Source organism: Streptomyces sp. NPDC045899 (genome assembly GCF_056431485.1).
On the sequence record NZ_JBWKKP010000027.1, the window covers coordinates 104,247 to 122,371 of the forward strand.

Consider the following 18,125-nt stretch of genomic DNA (forward strand, 5'->3'; position numbering starts at 1 on the left):
GCGGCCACCGGGCGAACGGTCCGCCTCCCGCGCCTCCGCGACGGGCGGCGGACCGCCTGCGTACGCAGCCGTTAGTGTGGGGGCCCGTCCGAGACGCGCCAACGTCCCCACGGGGCGCGCGCGTCCACCGCAGTCCAGCGAACCGGGGCCCGTACCTCGATGTCCGTGCACAGCCATCCGGCGGCCCAATACCCGGCCGCCACCGCCGCGTCCGCATCCGCCGAGGCACCGGCGTACCCGCGTCATGTCGTCACCGCCGTACTGGTCGCCCACGACGGCGCCCGCTGGCTGCCCGACGCGCTGTCCGGTCTGCTCGGGCAGGAGCGCCCGGTGCAGAACGTCATCGCCGCCGACACCGGCAGCGCCGACGACTCCGCCCGGCTGCTCACCGAGGCCCTCGGCGAGGAGCGGGTGCTGCACCTCGCACGCCGCAGCGGTTTCGGCACGGCCGTCGCCGAGGCGGTCCGCACCGCCCCGGTGCTCGGCCCCGGCGAACTGGAGTACCTCAAGCGCCCCAGCGGCTGGGACCCGGTCAACCGCGCCTGGCGGGACGACGCCTACGACATGCCGGAACTGCCGCACGGCGAGCCCGTGCAGTGGCTGTGGCTGCTGCACGACGACTGCGCCCCGGCCCCCGACGCGCTGGCCGAGCTGCTGAGGGTCGCCGACGCCGAGCTGACCGCCAACCGGCAGCCCGCGATCATCGGCCCCAAGCTGCGCGGCTGGTACGACCGCAGGCAGCTGCTCGAAGTCGGCGTCAGCATCGCCCGCAGCGGCCGCCGCTGGACCGGACTGGAGCGCCGCGAACAGGACCAGGGCCAGCACGACCAGGTGCGCCCGGTGCTCTCGGTGTCGAGCGCGGGCATGCTGGTGCGCCGCGATGTGTGGGAGCGGCTCGGCGGCTTCGACCCCAAGCTGCCCCTGATGCGGGACGACGTCGACCTGTGCTGGCGCGCCCACGAGGCCGGGCACCAGGTGCTGGTGGCGCCGGACGCGGTGCTGCGCCACGCCGAGGCGTCCTCGCGCGAGCGGCGGCCCATCGACTGCGTGGGCCGGTCGGTGGCCAATCCCCACCGCGTCGACAAGGCCGGGGCCGTCTACACCCTGCTGGTCAACACCCGTGGCGCGCTGCTGCCGTATGTGATGCTGCGGCTGCTGCTCGGCACCCTGCTGCGCACCCTGGCCTATCTGGTGGGCAAGGTGCCGGGGCAGGCGCTGGACGAGGTCGCCGGTCTCTTCGGCACCCTGCTGCGGCCGGAGCGGATCCTCGCCGCCCGCAAGCGCAGGGGCCGCGCCACGCTGGACAAGGGCGAACTGCGACCGCTGTTCCCGCCGCCCGGCGCGACCGTACGGGCCACCGTGGAACAGGTCGCCAGCAACGTCGGCGGACGTTCGGAGCCCGAACTGTCCGCCGGCGGACGGCACGGCGCCGTCGAGTCCGGACCGGGCGACGACGACGCGGACTTCCTGGAGGTCGAGCAGTTCGCCCGGCTCAAGCGGATCGCCCGCAAACCGGGTCCGATGCTCTTCGTGGTGCTGCTGGTGGTCTCGCTGGTCGCCTGCCGGGACCTGTTCGGCGGCGGTGCCCTGTCGGGCGGCGGACTGCTCCCGGCGCCCGACCGGGTCTCCGACCTCTGGGGCGCCTACGCGGACGGCTGGCATCCGGTCGGCACCGGCGGCACCCAGACCGCCCCGCCCTATCTCGCGGCGCTGGCCGCCCTGGCGACGCTCTTCCTGGGCTCCACCGGATTCACCCTGACCCTGCTGCTGGTGTGCTCGGTGCCGCTGGCCGGGTTCATCGCGTACTTCGCCTCCCGGCCGCTGGTCGAGTCCCGGCTGCTGCGCGCCTGGGGCAGCGTCGCGTACGCCTTCCTCCCGGCCGCCACCGGCGCGCTCGCCGGGGGCCGGCTGGGCACCGCCGTCCTGGCCGTCCTGCTGCCGCTGATGGCGCGGGCCGCCGCGGCGGCCGCCGGACTCCGGGCGGGCGGCACCGGCGGGCGGCCGCCGGGCTGGCGCGCGGCGTGGGCCTACGCGCTGCTGCTCACCTTCACCATGGCGTTCACCCCGGTCGTCTGGCCGATCGCGCTGGTCCTGGGCATCGGTGTGCTCGTCCTGCGCGCCCTGACCAGCCGTGAGCTGCTGCTGGCGTACGGACTGCGGTTCCTGGCCGTGCTGGGCACCCCGCTGGTGGTGCTCGCGCCCTGGTCGCTCGGGCTCCTCACCGACCCCGGCCGCTTCTTCCAGGAGGCCGGGCTCGACGCGGATGGCGGCTCCGCCTCCGCCCTGGACCTGCTCTCGCTCAGCCCCGGCGGCCCAGGCGGCGGCGGCAGTCTGCTGCTGATCGGCTTCGTGCTGGCCGCGCTGGCCGCCGTGATGCGCGGTGAGCGGCAGCTCGTGGTGGGGGCGGCCTGGACCGTGGCGCTCACCGGCTTCCTCTTCGCGGCCCTGGCCAACGGCTCGGCCTGGGCCGGTCCCGCGACCCTCGTCTACGGTCTGGCACTGCTGACCGCGGCCGTGGTCGGCGCCGAGGGCGCGCGGGAGCGTGTCGCGGCGCAGAACTTCGGCTGGCGCCAGCCGGTGGCCCTGCTCATCGCCGTCGCCTCGGCCGCCGCCCCGCTGTACGCCGCCGTCGTCTGGATGACGGGCGGTGCGGACGGTCCGGTCGGACGGCACAACCCCTCGCAGGTCCCGGCGTTCGTGGCGGCCGAGAGCGCCACCAAGGACCAGGCCCGCACGCTGGTGCTCAGCGGCCGCGGCGGTGCGGCCCGCGCCGACTACGTCCTGGTGCGCGGCTCCGGCGCCCGGCTCGGCGACGCGGAACTCGCCGCGGAGGGCGGCCGCGACACCCGGCTCGACAGTGTGGTGGCCCATCTGATCGCGGGCTCCGGCGCCGACCAGACCCGTCAGCTCGGCGGTTACGCGGTGCGCTACGTCTACGTCCAGAAGGGCGCCCCGGACGGGATGACGCGGGTGCTGAACGCGACCCCGGGCCTCACCCAGCTCAGCAAGGCGGACGGCGGTGTCCTGTGGCGGGTCGACCAGCGGGTCTCGCGGGTCTCCATCGTCCCGGCCGGGTCCGCCAAGGGCGCGTCGGCGGCCCCCGGTTCGGCGGGCGCGCCGGTGCACGTCGCGTCGGGCCCCGTCGAGGCGCACACCACGGTGCCCGACGGCACGGCCGGACGGGTACTGCGGATCGCCGACAAGGCCGCGCCGGACTGGCGGGCCACGCTGGACGGCCGCCCGCTGACGGCGAAGACCGTCGACGGCTGGGCGCAGGGCTTCGAACTCCCCGCGAACGGCGGCCGGCTGGACCTCACCTATGACACGCCGATGACCCACAGCGCATGGGTCTGGGCGCAGGGCCTGCTGGCCGTGGTGCTGGTGGTGCTCGCGCTGCCGGGGCGCCGCCGCCGGGTCGACGACGACCTCCCGGAGGCGGACGGCACCGCGGCCGCACCGGCCGTCACCGCCGAGGACCTGGCGGGTGACGGGCGCCGGGCGCGGCGGCTGCGGGCCGCCGCCGAGGCGCAGGCCGCGCAGCAGGCACCGGCGGACGCGGACGGACGGCCCGGACCCGAGGACGGGCCCGTGCCCGGGGAGGGCGTGACCATCCCCGCGCAGCCGCCCGCGCCCCCGGCCGCCCCGCCGCCCGCCACCGATCCCTACGACGGTTCGCAGCCCCCGGCGGGCGCCCCCTACGCGGTGCCGCAGCAGCAGGGCTACGGACAGCAGTGGGACGGCGGGCCGTACGCGGAGCCCGGGTACGGCACGTACCCGGAGGGCGGGCCGTACCAGGGCGACCCGTACCAGCAGGGCGGCGAGTACCAGCAGGGCGGTGGCTACCCGGGCGATCCGTACCAGGGCGGCTACCAGGGGACCGGCTATCCGGCCGGGTACCAGGAGGGTGCTTCGTACCCCGAGGGCGCCGCGTACCGGGAGGGCCAGTACCCGGCCGATCCGTACGCGGGCGGCCCGTACGCCGATCCGTACGGCTACGACCAGCAGCGGCCCTATGCCGACGGGACGTACCCCCAGCAGGGCGACACGACGTACGACGGCGCCGGGCCCGAGGACCGCCGCGACGGGAGCGATCAGCAGCGATGAACCGCACCACCCTGTCCCTGATCGGCGCCGCCACCGCGCTGGCCGCCGTCACCGGCGTCGCCACGCTCACCGGCGGCTCCCCGGACGGCGCCGACGGCTCGGCCGAGGCGGCCGGCCGGATGCCCGTCGAACGCTCCACCCTGCTGTGCCCGACGCCCACCTCCTCGGAGGTGGCCGGCACCACCTACACCGCGTACACCCCGCGGCGGAGCGGTACGGCCGCGACGGGCGGCGGGGACGGGGCGGCCGCGCTGCTGCCCGCCCAGGGCCCGTCCGACGACGTGACCGGTCCGGGCGCCGGGGACGACGGCGGAAAGGACCGCGAGGGCGGCAAGGACGGCAAGGGCGAGCGGCGGACCGCGGCAGGGGGTGACGGCACCCCGGTGCTGCCGCTGAAGCAGCCCGGCAAGCCGGTCACCACCGACACCGACCGCTCCGACGCCCCCGCCCTCATCGGCACCGCCGACGGCCGCTTCGCCCCCGGCTGGACCGTCCAGCAGACCACCACGATCGCGGCGGGCAGCGGACGCGGGATCATGGGCACCGCGTGTACGGCGCCCGACACCGACTTCTGGTTCCCCGGCGCCAGCACCGCCCGCGGCCGCCAGGACTTCGTCCACCTGACCAACCCGGACGAGACCGCGGCCGAGGTGGACCTCAAGCTCTACGGCGTACGCGGCCGGCTCAAGCCGTCGACCGACGAGTCGATCACCGTGCCGCCCCGCGCCACCGTGCCGGTGCTGCTCTCCACCCTCACCGACCAGCGGGCCGCCGATGTCTCGCTCCGCGTGACCTCCCGCACCGGGCGGGTCGGCGCCGCCGTGCAGTCGGCCGACGAGAAGACCGGCGGCGACTGGATCCCGGCCTCCGCGGAGCCCGCCACCAGCGTGGTGCTCCCCGGTGTCCCGGCCGACGCGACCTCGGTCCGCCTGGTCGTCTTCGCGCCCGGGTCCGATGACGCGGACCTGAAGGTGCGGCTGGCCGGACGCACCGGTTCGATCACCCCTGCCGGACATGAGTCCCTGCACGTCAAGAGCGGGATGACGGCGGCGATCGACCTCGGCGACGTGACCAAGGGCGAACCGGGCTCCCTGCTGCTCACCCCCGAGGGCGGCGAGGGCCGGGCCACACCGGTGGTCGCCGGGCTGCGGGTCACCCGCGGCAAGGGGAGCGCCCAGGAGTCGGCGTTCATCCCGGCCACGGCCCGGATCGACCGGACCGCCACCGCGGCGGACAACCGTGCCAAGGGTTCGACGCTCTCCCTGGTGGCGCCCGGCGCCACCGCGCGGGTGCGGGTGACCGCGTCGGCGGCGAGCGGCGGCGGCACCCCCGCCGGCAAGACGTACACGGTCAAGGGCGGCACCAGCACCTCCGTCACCCCGCCCCGTCCGGCCTCGGGCAAGGGCGGCTACGCGGTGACCGTCGAGCGGCTCTCGGGCGGTCCGGTGCACGCCTCCCGGATGCTGGCGCTGCCGCAGGACGGCGTGCCGATGTTCACGATCCAGGGGATGCCGGACGACGGCGGGACCGTGGTGGTCCCCGACGCCCGGCAGGACCTGTCGGTGCTGAACGACGGCGGGAAGTGACCGGCGGGCGGGGCTACTCCTGCCCGTACCGCGGGTCCACCGATTCCGGGGCCAGCCCCAGCAGCTCCGCGACCTGCTCCACGACGACCTCGTGGACCAGCAGCGCCCGCTCGTCCCGGTTCTTGGCCCGGATCTCGACCGGACGGCGGTAGATCACGATCCGGTCCGGCGTGTCCCCGCGGGCCGCGATGAAGCGTCCGAGCGGAACGGACTCCTCGTCCCATCCGTCCTGTCCGCCGGAGCCGGTTCCGCCGCCGTTGCCCGAGGTGGGTACGTCCAGCACGGTGAAGTCCACGCCCGACAGCTGCGGCCAGCGTCTCTCCAGCCGCTCGGCCGAGTCCTGCACGAGATCGACGAAGGATTCGGCGCGGCTGACCGAAAGGGGCACCTGGGGCGGCGCGATCGGACCGCGCATACCCCGACCGTGCCGATCGCGGCGGCGTGGGCGCGGCTCGGACTGGTGGGGCGGTACGGACCTGGTCATCACTCCTGAGGGTAGCCGCCGCGGGGCGGCCGGCATGCGCTTCCCGGACAGCCTTGGCGCATGTCGCCAAATGAGCATTCCAGCCATGGTTGCGTCCAGAAACGGACGTCTCTTGATTCGCTTCCTTGACTCAGACTGACTCCTCTCCATGCGTGTGCTGACCGGAATCAGTGGCGGCGGCTCCCGTTCCGCCGGACGGAGCCGCTGGTCAGCCAGTAAGTTCACGTATGGGGTGCACGGGGCGAACCAGGACGACACGGCGGAGTGAGCTGGTGGAGAGTCGTCGCGGCCCGCTCAAGAGTGCGGTACCGTCCAACGTCGTGAGCCCTGTACGTCGCTGTTCGCGCACCGCCTGCGGCCGCCCCGCCGTCGCGACGCTGACGTACGTCTACGCGGACTCGACCGCGGTCCTTGGGCCGCTGGCCACCTACGCCGAACCCCACTGCTACGACCTCTGTTCCGAGCACTCGGAGCGGCTCACCGCACCCCGCGGCTGGGAGGTCGTCCGGCTCGCCGTCGACACCGGTCCGCCCCGGCCCAGCAGCGATGACCTCGAAGCCCTGGCCAACGCGGTGCGTGAGGCCGCCCGGCCGCATGAGCGCGCCGCGGGCGCGGTCGGCGGCTCCGGACCGTCCGGGGGCGGCGGACAGGGCGGCCGCGAGGGCGATCCGCGCGAGGTGCCGCGCCGGGGCCATCTGCGGGTGCTGCGCTCACCCGACTCCTGACCCCCGTCCGCTCCGCACCGGCCCGCCCCCGCGTTCCCGGATGCGAAGCCCGACGAGGCGTCAGTCCGTCCCCGCCCTCCGCCGCGTGCCGCGCCGCACGATCGGCCTCGTGGTGGCCGCGGGAGTCCTCCGGGTAGGTTCTGAGGTCCGTGGAGACCTCCAAGTAGACCTCGAGAAGGGGTTGGCTGTGCCCGACTTGTCGCAGATCGTGAAGGCGTATGACGTGCGCGGTGTGGTCCCGGACCAGTGGGACGAACCGCTCGCCGAACTCTTCGGCGCGGCGTTCGCCCGGGTGACCGAGGCGAACGCGATCGTCATCGGCCATGACATGCGCCCCTCCTCGCCCGGTCTGTCGCGGGCCTTCGCCCGCGGCGCCGCCTCCCTCGGCGTGGACGTCACCGAGATCGGGCTCTGCTCGACCGACGAGCTGTACTTCGCCAGCGGCCATCTCGGCCTGCCCGGCGCGATGTTCACCGCCAGCCACAACCCCGCGCAGTACAACGGCATCAAGATGTGCCGTGCGGGCGCCGCCCCGGTCGGCCAGGACTCCGGCCTCGCCGAGATCCGCTCGCTGGTGGAGGGATGGGCCGCGAACGGCGCGCCCGAGCCCGCCGCCCGGCCCGGCACCATCACCCAGCAGGACGTGCTGGCCGACTACGCCGCCCATCTGCGTTCGCTGGTCGACCTCACCGCCATCCGGCCGCTGAAGGTCGTCGTGGACGCGGGCAACGGCATGGGCGGCCACACCGTCCCCACCGTCTTCGACGGCCTCCCGCTCGACCTGGACGCCCTCTACTTCGAGCTGGACGGCACCTTCCCCCACCACGAGGCCAACCCCCTCGACCCCAAGAACATCGTCGACCTCCAGGCCCGGGTCCGGGAGACCGGCGCCGACATCGGCCTCGCCTTCGACGGCGACGCCGACCGCTGCTTCGTGGTCGACGAGCGCGGCGAGCCGGTGTCGCCCTCCGCCATCACCGCCCTGGTCGCCGCCCGGGAGCTGGCCAAGCACCCGGGCGGAACGATCATCCACAACTGCATCACCTCGTGGTCGGTCCCCGAGGTCGTCAAGGAGAACGGCGGCACCCCCGTCCGCACCCGGGTGGGCCACTCCTTCATCAAGGCCGAAATGGCCCGCAGCGGTGCGATCTTCGGCGGTGAGCACTCCGCGCACTACTACTTCCGGGACTTCTGGAACGCCGACACCGGCATGCTCGCCGCGCTGCACGTGCTGGCCGCCCTCGGCGGCCAGGACGGACCGCTGTCCGAGCTGGTCGGGCAGTACGACCGCTACGCCGCCTCCGGCGAGATCAACAGCACCGTCGCCGACCAGACCGCACGCGCCGAGGCGGTCAGGGCCGCGTACGAGGGCCGCGAGGGCGTCACCCTCGACGAGCTGGACGGGCTGACGGTCACCGCCGCCGACTGGTGGTTCAACCTCCGCCCCTCCAACACCGAGCCCCTGCTGCGGCTCAACGTCGAGGCCCGCGACACCGAGACCGCCGACCGCGTCCGCGACGAGGTCCTCGCCCTCGTCCGCGCCTGACCCTTCCCCCGCCGCGCCGGGCCCCGTCCGCCGGGTGCCCGGGCGGCGGGGCCGGGCCGTCCGGTTCCGGCGGGGCGGCCGTCCCCGCCGGGGGGCCGCCCGGCGGTACGCTGACCACGCCGGAGTCGTATCCGGCCGGACCCACACCCGAAGGGACATCCCATGCCGCTCGAAGCCGGTCTCCTGGAGATCCTCGCCTGCCCGGCGTGCCACGCCCCGCTGCGTGAGGAGCAGACCCCGGAGAACCCCGAGCTGGTGTGCACGGGCGAGGGGTGCGCGCTCGCGTACCCGGTCCGGGACGGCATCCCCGTGCTGCTCGTCGACGAGGCGCGCCGCCCCGCCTGACGGCAGGCCCCGGCGGCGCCCCGACCGCGCCGCAGTCAGCCCAGTCCCGTCACGCCCGCGGTCCCTCGGTACCGCCCCGCCACCGGCGATCGGAGGCCGAAGCACCATGCTCGACGAATCCCTCCTGGATGCCCCGGAGGCCCTCGCACGGGCCGACACCCGGGGACTGCTCCGCGCAGCCGCCGAATCCGGGGCGCGGGTCCGTACCGCCGCCCGGCACGCCGCCGAGGCCGGGGTGGGGGATCTCAAACCGGACGGCAGACCGCGCACGGTCCTGGTCGCGGGGCCCGGGGCGGCCGGGAGTTGCACCGCCGACCTGCTCGGCGCGCTCAGCGGCGGCAACTGCCCGGTGAGTCTGATCGCCCCCACCGGGGTCGCGCCCGCGCCGGGCGCACTGCGCTGGACCCTGCCCGGCTGGGCGGGCCCGCTGGACCTGCTGGTGATCGCGACCCCGGACGGTACGGAACCGGGGCTGCCGCTGCTGGTGGAGCAGGCGTACCGGCGGGGCTGCGCGCTCGTCTCCGTCGCGCCGGGCCACTCACCGCTGGCGGACGCGGTCGCGCAGGCGCGCGGTCTGATGGTGCCGCTGGCCGCGAGTTCCAACTCCTCGGCCCCGTACACCACCAACCCGTACGCCACCGGCCCGTCCACCACGAGTCCGTACGCCGGCGACGAGGGCGGGGACGCCCCGCAGCCCCCGCGGCCGGAGGGCGCGCCGCCCGAGGGCGCCATCGGTGAGCCCCCGCCGCACGACACCACCGCCGTCCCGCAGCACCAGCACACCGAACCGCCGGGCACCGCACCCGACGAGGTGACCGGCCCGGCCCTGCCCGGCACGCTCTGGGCGCTGCTCACCCCGCTGCTGGTGCTCGTGGACCGGATCGGCCTGGTGTCCGCGCCGCCCGCGGCGCTCCAGCAGGTCGCCGACCGGCTGGACAAGGTCGCCGAGCGCTGCGGCCCGGCGATCGCCACCTACACCAACCCGGCCAAGACGCTCGCGGCCGAGCTGGCCGGCGCGCTGCCGCTGCTGTGGACCGAGGGCCCGCTCGCGGCCGCGACCGGACGGCGCTTCGCCGGGCTGATCGCGGCGCTCGCCGGGCGGCCCGCGCTGGTCTCCGAGCTGCCGGGGGCGCTGGCCGCCCACGGCACGCTGCTGGCCGGGTCGTTCGCGGGCGGTGCCGACCCCGACGACTTCTTCCGCGACCGGGTCGACGAGCCCGAGGCGCTGCGGGCCCGGATCGTGCTGCTCCACGAGGAGCCGGTGAACCAGGTCTCGGCCGTGCCGAACGCCCGGGAGCTGGCGCTCGCCCATGACACGGCGTTCAGCGAGCTCGAACCGGCCGAGGGCAGCAGCCTGCTGGAGAGCGCCGCTGAGCTTCTCGCCATCACGGATTTCGCCGCCGTTTACCTCGCGCTCGCTTCCGCCGACAGATCATGAGGCCGTAACGCGCGAACGGGTCGCCGCCGCCGTCCGGCACCGTCCCGTCCGCCACCGGATCCCTTCGCAGCAGTCAGGAACGACACCACATGGACCGCCTCGTCAACACCGTGCGCCCCTACGCATGGGGCTCCACCACCGCCATCCCCGAGCTGCTGGGGGTCAGGCCGACCGGTGAGCCGCAGGCCGAGCTGTGGATGGGGGCGCACCCGGGGGCGCCGTCCCGGGTCGACCGGGGCACGGGCGCGGTCGCGCTCTCGGAGGTGATCGCGGCCGATCCGGAGGGTGAGCTGGGCGCCGCCGCCGTGGGCCGTTTCGGGCCGCGGCTGCCGTTCCTGCTGAAGGTGCTCGCCTCCGCCTCCCCGCTCTCCCTCCAGGTGCACCCGGATCTGACCCAGGCGGGGGAGGGGTTCGCGGCCGAGGAGGAACGCGGTGTTCCGGTCGATGCCCCGCACCGCAACTACAAGGACACCAACCACAAGCCCGAATTGATATGCGCACTGACGCCGTTCGACGGGATGTGCGGCTTCCGGGACCCGGATGAGACCGCCGAACTGCTGGCCGCGCTGGAGGTCGACTCCCTCAAGCCGTACGTCGACATCCTGCACGCCCACCCGGAGTCGCACGCGCTGCGCGAGGTGCTCACCGCCGTGCTGACCGCCGACCCGGAGGCGATGGCCGAGACCGTGCACCAGGCCGCCCTCGCGGCGGAACGGCTCAGCGCGCTCGACGGCCCGCACGCCCCGGCGTACGCGGCGTACGCCTCACTGGCCCGCCACTTCCCGGGCGACCCCGGTGTGATCGCGTCGATGCTGCTCAACTTCGTCCGGCTCCAGCCGGGCGAGGCGCTCTACCTCGGCGCGGGGGTGCCGCACGCCTACCTCGACGGGATGGGCGTCGAGATCATGGCCAACTCCGACAATGTGCTGCGCTGCGGTCTGACCCCCAAGCACGTCGACGTCCCGGAGCTGCTGCGGGTGGTCCGCTTCGAGAGCGAGGCCCCCGGCGTACTGCGCCCGGAGGCCGATTCCTCCGGCGAGGAGCTGTACGCGACGCCGATCGACGAGTTCCGGCTGTCGCGCTACGTGCTCGCGGAGGGCGCCGAGCCGCGCGCCCTGTCCGCCGCCACCCCGCAGGTCCTGCTCTGCGTCTCGGGCGCGATCACCCTGCGCGGCGGGGCGGAGGGCGACACGGCCGGTGAACTGCGCCTGGCGCGCGGCGAGTCGGCATTCGTCCGCGCGGGCGAACGGATCGCACTGACCGGTGAGGGGACTGTGTTCCGGGCCACACTGGTCGCCTGAGGTACCGCTCGCGTGAACGGCTGGAACAATGGCCCGCCGACGCAGTAAAGCACGGGCAAAACTGCCTTCAGGCGGAAGGGACATCCAGCACATATGAGTGCATCTGGCGGAACCAAGGCGATCGTTGCCGCGCTGGGCGCAAACCTGGCCATCGCCGCAGCAAAGTTCGTGGCGTTCGCCTTCAGCGGCTCGTCGTCGATGCTCGCCGAAGGCGTGCACTCGCTGGCCGACTCGGGCAACCAGGGACTGCTGCTGCTCGGCGGCAAGAAGGCCAAGCGCGAGGCCACCCCCGAGCACCCCTTCGGCTTCGGCCGAGAGCGCTACATCTACGGCTTCCTCGTCTCCATCGTGCTGTTCACCATCGGTGGTGTCTTCGCGCTGTACGAGGGCTACGAGAAGATCAAGCACCCGCATGAGCTGGAGAACTGGTACTGGCCGGTCGGGGTGCTGGTGTTCGCGATCATCGCGGAGAGCTTCTCGTTCCGTACGGCCATCAAGGAGTCCAACGAGGTCCGCGGCAAGCTCACCTGGTCGCAGTTCGTCCGCCGGGCCAAGGCGCCCGAGCTGCCCGTCGTCCTCCTGGAGGACCTCGGTGCGCTGGTCGGTCTGTTCCTCGCGCTCGGCGGCGTCGGGCTCACCCTGGCGACCGGCGACAGCGTCTGGGACGGCATCGGCACCATGTGCATCGGTGTCCTTCTCGTCGTCATCGCCCTGGTGCTCGCGGCCGAGACCAAGTCGCTGCTGCTCGGGGAGGCGGCCGACGCCGACCAGGTCGCGAGGATCCGCGAGGCGCTGGTCGACGGTGAGACCGTCACCAGCCTGATCCACATGCGGACGCTCCACCTCGGCCCCGAGGAGCTGCTGGTCGCCGCCAAGATCGCGGTGCAGCACGACGACATGGCGGCGGAGGTGGCCCGGGCCATCGACGCGGCCGAGGCACGGATCCGCGAGGCGGTGCCCATCGCCCGGGTGATCTACCTGGAGCCGGACATCCTCCGCACCTCCGCCTGACCCTCCCGTCCTCGCCGCCCGGCCGTCCTGGCCGCCTTCGGCCGCGAGGACGGCCGACGGCCTTCCGGACCACACCGGTCCGGAAGGCCGTTCGCGTGTCCCGGGCAATCCGGGGGCGGCGCGGGGCGTGGAGCTACTGGATCTCGCCCAGGATCCCCAGGATCGACGGCTTGTCCGGAGCGGTGAGCAGCCGTTCCCGGAATTCCGGGGACATCAGCTTCCGCGACAGCAGGGCCAGGATCCGCAGGTGCTCATCGCCCGCGGCGGCCTCCGGCACCGCGATCATGAAGATCAGCCGGGCCTTGGTGCCGTCCGGAGCACCCCATTCCACGCCTTCCTCGGACCGGGCGAACCCCACGAGCGGAGCGGTCACCGCGTCCGTCTTGGCGTGCGGGATCGCGATCTCCTCACCGAGACCGGTGGTGCCCTGCTCCTCACGAGCGAGCGCGGCCGTGACCAGCCCGTCCGCGTCGGTGACCTGGCCGGTACCGGTGAGCAGGGCGGCCATCGCGCGGATGGCGGCGTCCTTGCCGTCGGCGGTCAGCCGCTCGGCGACCGTCCGCTCGGTGAGATAGCCGGACAACACCGACCCGCCGCCGGAGCCCGCCGTCCCGCGGGTCGCGGCCGAAGCGGCGTCGCCGGTGCCCGGTGTCCCGCCCGCCCCGACGTCGCTGCCAGAATCACTCCCGCTCGCGGTCTCGGCGTCGCCGCCGCCCGGTGTCCCGCCCGCCCCGGCGTCGCCGCCGGAGCCACTTCCGTCTGCGGCGTCGGCAACGCTGCCGACCGGTGTCCGGCCCGCCCCGCCGGAGCCGACGTGGTCGTCCGCCCCGCCTCCGCCCCCGGACGCGGTCCCGCCCTTCGGCGGGGACTTCTGCGCGGGGACGGCGCCAAGGCCCGCACCATCCTTCACGGCGGTCGCGACCGGATCCGCATTCGCCCCGACCGCCACGGCGGCGCCCACGCGCCCACGGTCGGCCACCCCTGCCGCGACCGCTTCCCCGGCAGAGGCGGGCACGGGAACGCGCCCGCCCACCCCGACGCCGCCGCCCGCGCCGGCACCCGTGTCCCGGCCCAGGGACATCAGCGCGATCGTCCCCAGCCCGGTGACCGCCGTACCGACGATCACGGCGACGAAGAACATCGCCACACCGTCGACCGCGCCCAGCACCGCCACGATCGGCCCGCCGTGCGGCACGTTGTCCTCGACGGACGCCAGTCCCGCTATGGCACCGGCGACCGCGCCGCCGAGCATGTTCGCCGGGATGACCCGGGCCGGACGCGCCGCCGCGAACGGGATCGCGCCCTCGGTGATCCCGAAGAAGCCCATGAACAGCGCCGCGAGCCCGGTCTCCCGCTCCTGGTCGTCGAACATCCGGCGACGGATCAGCGTGGCCAGTCCCTGGCCCAGCGGCGGAACCGGAATGGCCGCCGCACACATGCCCATGACCTCGGGGTTCTTGGAGACCAGCCCGGCGCCGAAGAGGAACGCCGTCTTGTTGACCGGCCCGCCCATATCGAACGCGATCATCAGTCCGAGGATGATCCCGAGCAGCGCCGCGCTGGTGCCGGTCAGTCCGCCCAGCCAGTCGGTGAGGTGCTCGAAGACCCAGGCGATCGGTTCGCCGAGCACATAGATGAAGAAGAGTCCGAGCGCCGTGGTCGCCACGATTGGGATCACGATGATCGGCATGATCGGCTGGACGAACTTGGGGACCTTGACCTTCTTGATCCACCGCACCAGATAACCGGCGAGGAAGCCGGTGACGATCGCCCCGATGAACCCGGCGCCCGCCTCGCTGTCGTACAGCTCACCGTGGGCGGCGATCCAGCCGCCCACCATGCCCGGCACCAGCGCGGGCCGGTCGGCGATCGCGTAGGCGATATAGCCGGACAGGATCGGGATCATCAGCTGGAAGCCGATGACGCCGATGTCGTTGACCGACTTCCAGAAGGAGTCGTCGGGGATGACGATCCCCTTGGACGTCGTGTCACCGCCCAGCGCGAGCGAGACCGCGATCAGCAGTCCGCCGACCACGACGAACGGGATCATGTACGAGACGCCGTTCATGAGCGCCTTATAGGTGACGCCGCGCCCCGTGCCGCCGGAGCCACCGGACGCCCGGCCCGCCGCTCCGGACGTCCCCTTGCCGTCACCGTTGCCGTCGCCCTCGCCCTGGTGGACCGGCGCGCTGCGCACCCGCTCGATCAGCCGCTCCGGGTGGTGGATGCCCTCGGCGACCCCGACGACCAGCACCCGCTTACCCGCGAACCGGCTGCGGTCGACGTCCTTGTCGGCGGCGATGATGATGCCGTCCGCCTCTCTGACATCGTTGTCAGACAGTACGTTCTCGGCCCCGATGGATCCCTGGGTCTCGACCTTCATGCTATGGCCGAGCGACTCCGCGGCCCGGGCCAGCTTCTCGGCGGCCATATAGGTGTGGGCGATGCCCGTCGGACAGGCGGTCACCGCGAGCAGCTTGAGCCCCGGACCTCTGGCCCCGGCACCGCTCGGGGGTTCGGCTGTACTGGTCACGTCGTTCTCCTTACGGCGTTCGAGCGGGCGCGGGAATGTGCAAGCGTCCCCGTGCTCGCGGCATCCTGCAACAGATGTGGACGGGAGCAAAGAGGCCGGTCACCCGGCCGGGTACACCGCCCTCGCCGGATCCGCGGCCGAAGAACGCCCGTGCGGGCTGGGGCTCACCGCGCTGATCGGTGTAGATTCGTGACCGAGCCAGACGTCGCTGCTGATGGCGGTCGGGCGGTCCGTTCCGCGGACCGGCCGAGGGAGAGAGGGCCTCCGACGGACTGCGCAGTGCGAATCCAGGGGACAGGTGTGTCCGGCCTCGTGACGCCGACACCCCCTGTCCGTCGACTCGCATGCCCAGCCGAAAACTCTCGCTCGCAACCGATCGACTTCCGATGAGGAGCAGCAACCATGACGACAGCCGTATCCGGTCAGGACTTCAAGGTCGCCGACCTGTCCCTGGCCGCCTTCGGCCGCAAGGAGATCACCCTCGCCGAGCACGAGATGCCCGGTCTGATGGCGATCCGCGAGGAGTACGCCGCCTCGCAGCCGCTGGCGGGCGCGCGAATCACCGGCTCGCTGCACATGACGGTGCAGACGGCGGTCCTGATCGAGACCCTGGTCTCGCTCGGCGCCGAGGTCCGGTGGGCCTCCTGCAACATCTTCTCGACCCAGGACCACGCGGCCGCCGCCATCGCCGTCGGCCCGAACGGCACCCCGGAGAACCCGCAGGGCATCCCGGTCTTCGCCTGGAAGGGCGAGACGCTGGAGGAGTACTGGTGGTGCACCGAGCAGGCGCTGACCTGGCCGGGCACCCCCACCGGCGGCCCGAACATGATCCTGGACGACGGCGGTGACGCCACCCTCCTGGTGCACAAGGGCGTCGAGTACGAGAAGGCGGGTGCCGCCCCGGACGTCTCCACCGCGGAGAACGAGGAGCACCGGGTCATCCTCGAACTGCTCAACCGCACCATCGCCGAGGCCCCGCAGAAGTGGACCCAGCTGGCCTCCGAGATCCGCGGCGTCACCGAGGAGACCACCACCGGTGTCCACCGCCTCTACGAGATGCAGCGCGACGGTTCGCTGCTCTTCCCGGCGATCAACGTCAACGACGCGGTGACCAAGTCGAAGTTCGACAACAAGTACGGCTGCCGCCACTCCCTGATCGACGGCATCAACCGCGCCACCGACGTCCTGATCGGCGGCAAGGTCGCGGTCGTCTTCGGCTACGGCGATGTGGGCAAGGGCTGCGCCGAGTCGCTGCGCGGCCAGGGCGCCCGGGTGATCATCACCGAGATCGACCCGATCTGCGCGCTCCAGGCGGCGATGGACGGCTACCAGGTCGCCACCCTCGAGGACGTGGTGGAGACGGCCGACATCTTCATCACCACGACCGGCAACAAGGACATCATCCTGGCCTCCGACATGGCCCGGATGAAGCACCAGGCGATCGTCGGGAACATCGGCCACTTCGACAACGAGATCGACATGGCCGGTCTCGCCGCGCTCCCGGGCATCGTCAAGGACGAGGTCAAGCCGCAGGTCCACACCTGGACCTTCCCCGAGGGCAAGACCATCATCGTGCTGTCCGAGGGCCGGCTGCTGAACCTGGGCAACGCCACGGGCCACCCGTCGTTCGTGATGTCCAACTCCTTCGCGAACCAGACGATCGCCCAGATCGAGCTGTTCACGAAGCCGGAGTCGTACCCGACCGACGTCTACGTGCTGCCCAAGCACCTGGACGAGAAGGTGGCCCGGCTGCACCTGGACGCCCTCGGCGTCAAGCTCACCACGCTCCGCCCGGAGCAGGCGTCGTACATCGGCGTCCCGGTCGAGGGCCCGTACAAGCCGGACCACTACCGCTACTGATCCGCCCGCACCGGTCCGCATCCGCACAGCGGTGCGGACCGGTCACCGGCCCCCGCCTCCGCGGCGGGGGCCACAGGGCCCGCCCGGCGTCCCCGTGGCGACCGGGCGGCGGCCCGCGTTCCGCCAAGGACCACACCATGCCCCGCGGCCGCTACTCCCTCCACGATCCGCACGACGGCACGCCCCTCGGTGAGGAGCACTTCCAGTGCGCACCGGGCCCCAGTGGCTGGCGTTACGTCGCTCAGCGCACCGCGCCCTCGGGCGATCACGCCGGATCCGTGGACCTCACCCTCGACGAGCTCGGCCGCCCGCTCCGGCTGGAGCTGCACGCCGCGAGCTGGCAGGTGCGGGGCGCCGCACTGGACGGGGTGACCTGGGTCCGGATGGACCCGACCGGAGAGCACGCCACCGAGGGCAATGTCGCCGCCCACGGTTTCACCGGCGCCTCCCCGGCCTTCCTCGTCGCGGTCTCCCGGCTGCTGCGGCTCGTCCCCGGGGCTCCGGCGACCCGCGTCCGGCTGGTCGCCCTGACCGATCCGGTGCTCGCCCCGCGCACACTCGACCAGTCCTGGGCGCTCACCGGCCGGACCGAGCACACCACCGACACCGGCCCGCTGACCGTGGACGAGTACCAGGTCGCCGAGGTGGACACCGGGGAACAGCACACGGTCCACCTCGCGGGAGACGTGGTGCTGTCCGCTCCCGGCATCGAGCTGGAGGAGCTGGAGAGCCCGCCGTCCGGCTTCGTGGCCTGACGCTGCCCGACCCGGGACAAGCGGGGTGGGGCGGGGCTCCGGCCCATGGGCCGGCGGATGTGCATCCACCCCTGCTGAGCTGCTACGGTGTGCATCTCCCCGAAACCTGTTGACACGGGTGGCATGGGGAGGTAGATTTTAACGGTTGCGAAGAGCAGGGTATGCCCGTCAGCAGCCGTTGGCATCTCAATCGTCCGTCCGTGATATCCATGAATGGAATTCCGGCGGACACTTTTGACCCCGTGGGTAACGCAAGAGCCGATTAGGTCGGCCCGAGCGAGTCTGCTAAAGTCAAAACACGCCGAAAGGCAGCCGAAAGGCAAAGGCCCTCCAACGGCCACTGGAAACGGAATTCGGACCGGAAACGGAACGGAAAACGGATCTGGTAAGGTTGGAAACACGAAAGACCGAAGGGAAAAGCCCGGAGGAGCCGGTGA

At 73.2% G+C, this 18,125-nt stretch carries 12 protein-coding genes; 10 read left to right on the forward strand and 2 right to left on the reverse strand.

The features are described 5' to 3' along the window. Window positions 1-159 precede the first annotated feature (159 nt). Together AC07FT_RS30625 and AC07FT_RS30630 are read left to right on the forward strand one after the other, a co-directional pair. Entirely contained in the window at window positions 160-4,104 is a 3,945-nt protein-coding gene (locus AC07FT_RS30625) for a glycosyltransferase family 2 protein (RefSeq protein ID WP_479179214.1), read from the forward strand. Then, complete coding sequence (locus AC07FT_RS30630; protein WP_479179215.1) at window positions 4,101-5,690, forward strand: DUF5719 family protein; 1,590 nt, start codon at window positions 4,101-4,103, stop codon at window positions 5,688-5,690. Before AC07FT_RS30625 ends, AC07FT_RS30630 begins: the two co-directional genes overlap by 4 nt. A gap of 13 nt (window positions 5,691-5,703) precedes the next feature. Here the strand turns inward: AC07FT_RS30630 and AC07FT_RS30635 are convergent, their stop codons facing one another. Continuing rightward, window positions 5,704-6,174 carry a metallopeptidase family protein gene (locus AC07FT_RS30635; RefSeq protein WP_471205227.1) on the reverse strand — a complete coding sequence of 157 codons (471 nt, stop codon included), beginning with the start codon at window positions 6,172-6,174 and terminating at the stop codon, window positions 5,704-5,706. Window positions 6,175-6,446: 272 nt separating this feature from the next. Between AC07FT_RS30635 and AC07FT_RS30640 the strand changes: the two genes are divergently transcribed. The 6 genes from AC07FT_RS30640 to AC07FT_RS30665 all read left to right on the forward strand — a co-directional run bounded on the left by AC07FT_RS30640 (window position 6,447) and on the right by AC07FT_RS30665 (window position 12,540). Continuing rightward, entirely contained in the window at window positions 6,447-6,899 is a 453-nt protein-coding gene (locus AC07FT_RS30640; RefSeq protein ID WP_479179216.1) for a DUF3499 domain-containing protein, read from the forward strand. A gap of 187 nt (window positions 6,900-7,086) precedes the next feature. After that, complete coding sequence (locus AC07FT_RS30645) at window positions 7,087-8,445, forward strand: phosphomannomutase/phosphoglucomutase (protein WP_479179217.1); 1,359 nt, start codon at window positions 7,087-7,089, stop codon at window positions 8,443-8,445. Between the two features lie 162 nt (window positions 8,446-8,607). Next, window positions 8,608-8,790, forward strand: a complete 183-nt coding sequence (locus tag AC07FT_RS30650) for a Trm112 family protein (RefSeq protein WP_431776059.1) — start codon at window positions 8,608-8,610, stop codon at window positions 8,788-8,790. 106 nt (window positions 8,791-8,896) lie between these two features. Continuing rightward, window positions 8,897-10,228, forward strand: coding sequence for an SIS domain-containing protein (locus AC07FT_RS30655; protein WP_479179218.1), 1,332 nt, complete (start codon window positions 8,897-8,899; stop codon window positions 10,226-10,228). A gap of 89 nt (window positions 10,229-10,317) precedes the next feature. After that, window positions 10,318-11,529 (forward strand): mannose-6-phosphate isomerase, class I, encoded by a 1,212-nt coding sequence (gene manA / locus AC07FT_RS30660; protein ID WP_471205233.1) that lies wholly within the window; start codon window positions 10,318-10,320, stop codon window positions 11,527-11,529. 93 nt (window positions 11,530-11,622) lie between these two features. Beyond that, window positions 11,623-12,540: a cation diffusion facilitator family transporter gene (locus AC07FT_RS30665; protein ID WP_479179219.1), complete on the forward strand. Its 918-nt coding sequence runs from the start codon at window positions 11,623-11,625 to the stop codon at window positions 12,538-12,540. Window positions 12,541-12,673: 133 nt separating this feature from the next. Here AC07FT_RS30665 and AC07FT_RS30670 read toward each other — a convergent pair whose 3' ends face one another. Continuing rightward, entirely contained in the window at window positions 12,674-15,073 is a 2,400-nt protein-coding gene (locus tag AC07FT_RS30670; RefSeq protein WP_479179220.1) for a fructose-specific PTS transporter subunit EIIC, read from the reverse strand. A gap of 402 nt (window positions 15,074-15,475) precedes the next feature. On the opposite strand from AC07FT_RS30670, the gene ahcY reads away from it, so the two are divergent. Further along, window positions 15,476-16,933: an adenosylhomocysteinase gene (ahcY, locus tag AC07FT_RS30675; protein WP_471205238.1), complete on the forward strand. Its 1,458-nt coding sequence runs from the start codon at window positions 15,476-15,478 to the stop codon at window positions 16,931-16,933. A 137-nt stretch (window positions 16,934-17,070) separates the two neighbouring features. Then, window positions 17,071-17,688, forward strand: a complete 618-nt coding sequence (locus tag AC07FT_RS30680; RefSeq protein WP_479179221.1) for a hypothetical protein — start codon at window positions 17,071-17,073, stop codon at window positions 17,686-17,688. Window positions 17,689-18,125: the final 437 nt, after the last annotated feature.

Excerpts from the sequence above, each read along its gene's own strand:
- AC07FT_RS30625 (WP_479179214.1), top strand. The coding sequence starts at position 160 with ATGTCCGTGCACAGCCATCCGGCGGCCCAATACCCGGCCGCCACCGCC.
- AC07FT_RS30630 (WP_479179215.1), top strand. The coding sequence starts at position 4,101 with ATGAACCGCACCACCCTGTCCCTGATCGGCGCCGCCACCGCGCTGGCC.
- AC07FT_RS30635 (WP_471205227.1), bottom strand. The coding sequence starts at position 6,174 with ATGACCAGGTCCGTACCGCCCCACCAGTCCGAGCCGCGCCCACGCCGC.
- AC07FT_RS30650 (WP_431776059.1), top strand. The coding sequence starts at position 8,608 with ATGCCGCTCGAAGCCGGTCTCCTGGAGATCCTCGCCTGCCCGGCGTGC.
- AC07FT_RS30655 (WP_479179218.1), top strand. The coding sequence starts at position 8,897 with ATGCTCGACGAATCCCTCCTGGATGCCCCGGAGGCCCTCGCACGGGCC.
- manA (WP_471205233.1), top strand. The coding sequence starts at position 10,318 with ATGGACCGCCTCGTCAACACCGTGCGCCCCTACGCATGGGGCTCCACC.
- AC07FT_RS30665 (WP_479179219.1), top strand. The coding sequence starts at position 11,623 with ATGAGTGCATCTGGCGGAACCAAGGCGATCGTTGCCGCGCTGGGCGCA.
- ahcY (WP_471205238.1), top strand. The coding sequence starts at position 15,476 with ATGACGACAGCCGTATCCGGTCAGGACTTCAAGGTCGCCGACCTGTCC.
- AC07FT_RS30680 (WP_479179221.1), top strand. The coding sequence starts at position 17,071 with ATGCCCCGCGGCCGCTACTCCCTCCACGATCCGCACGACGGCACGCCC.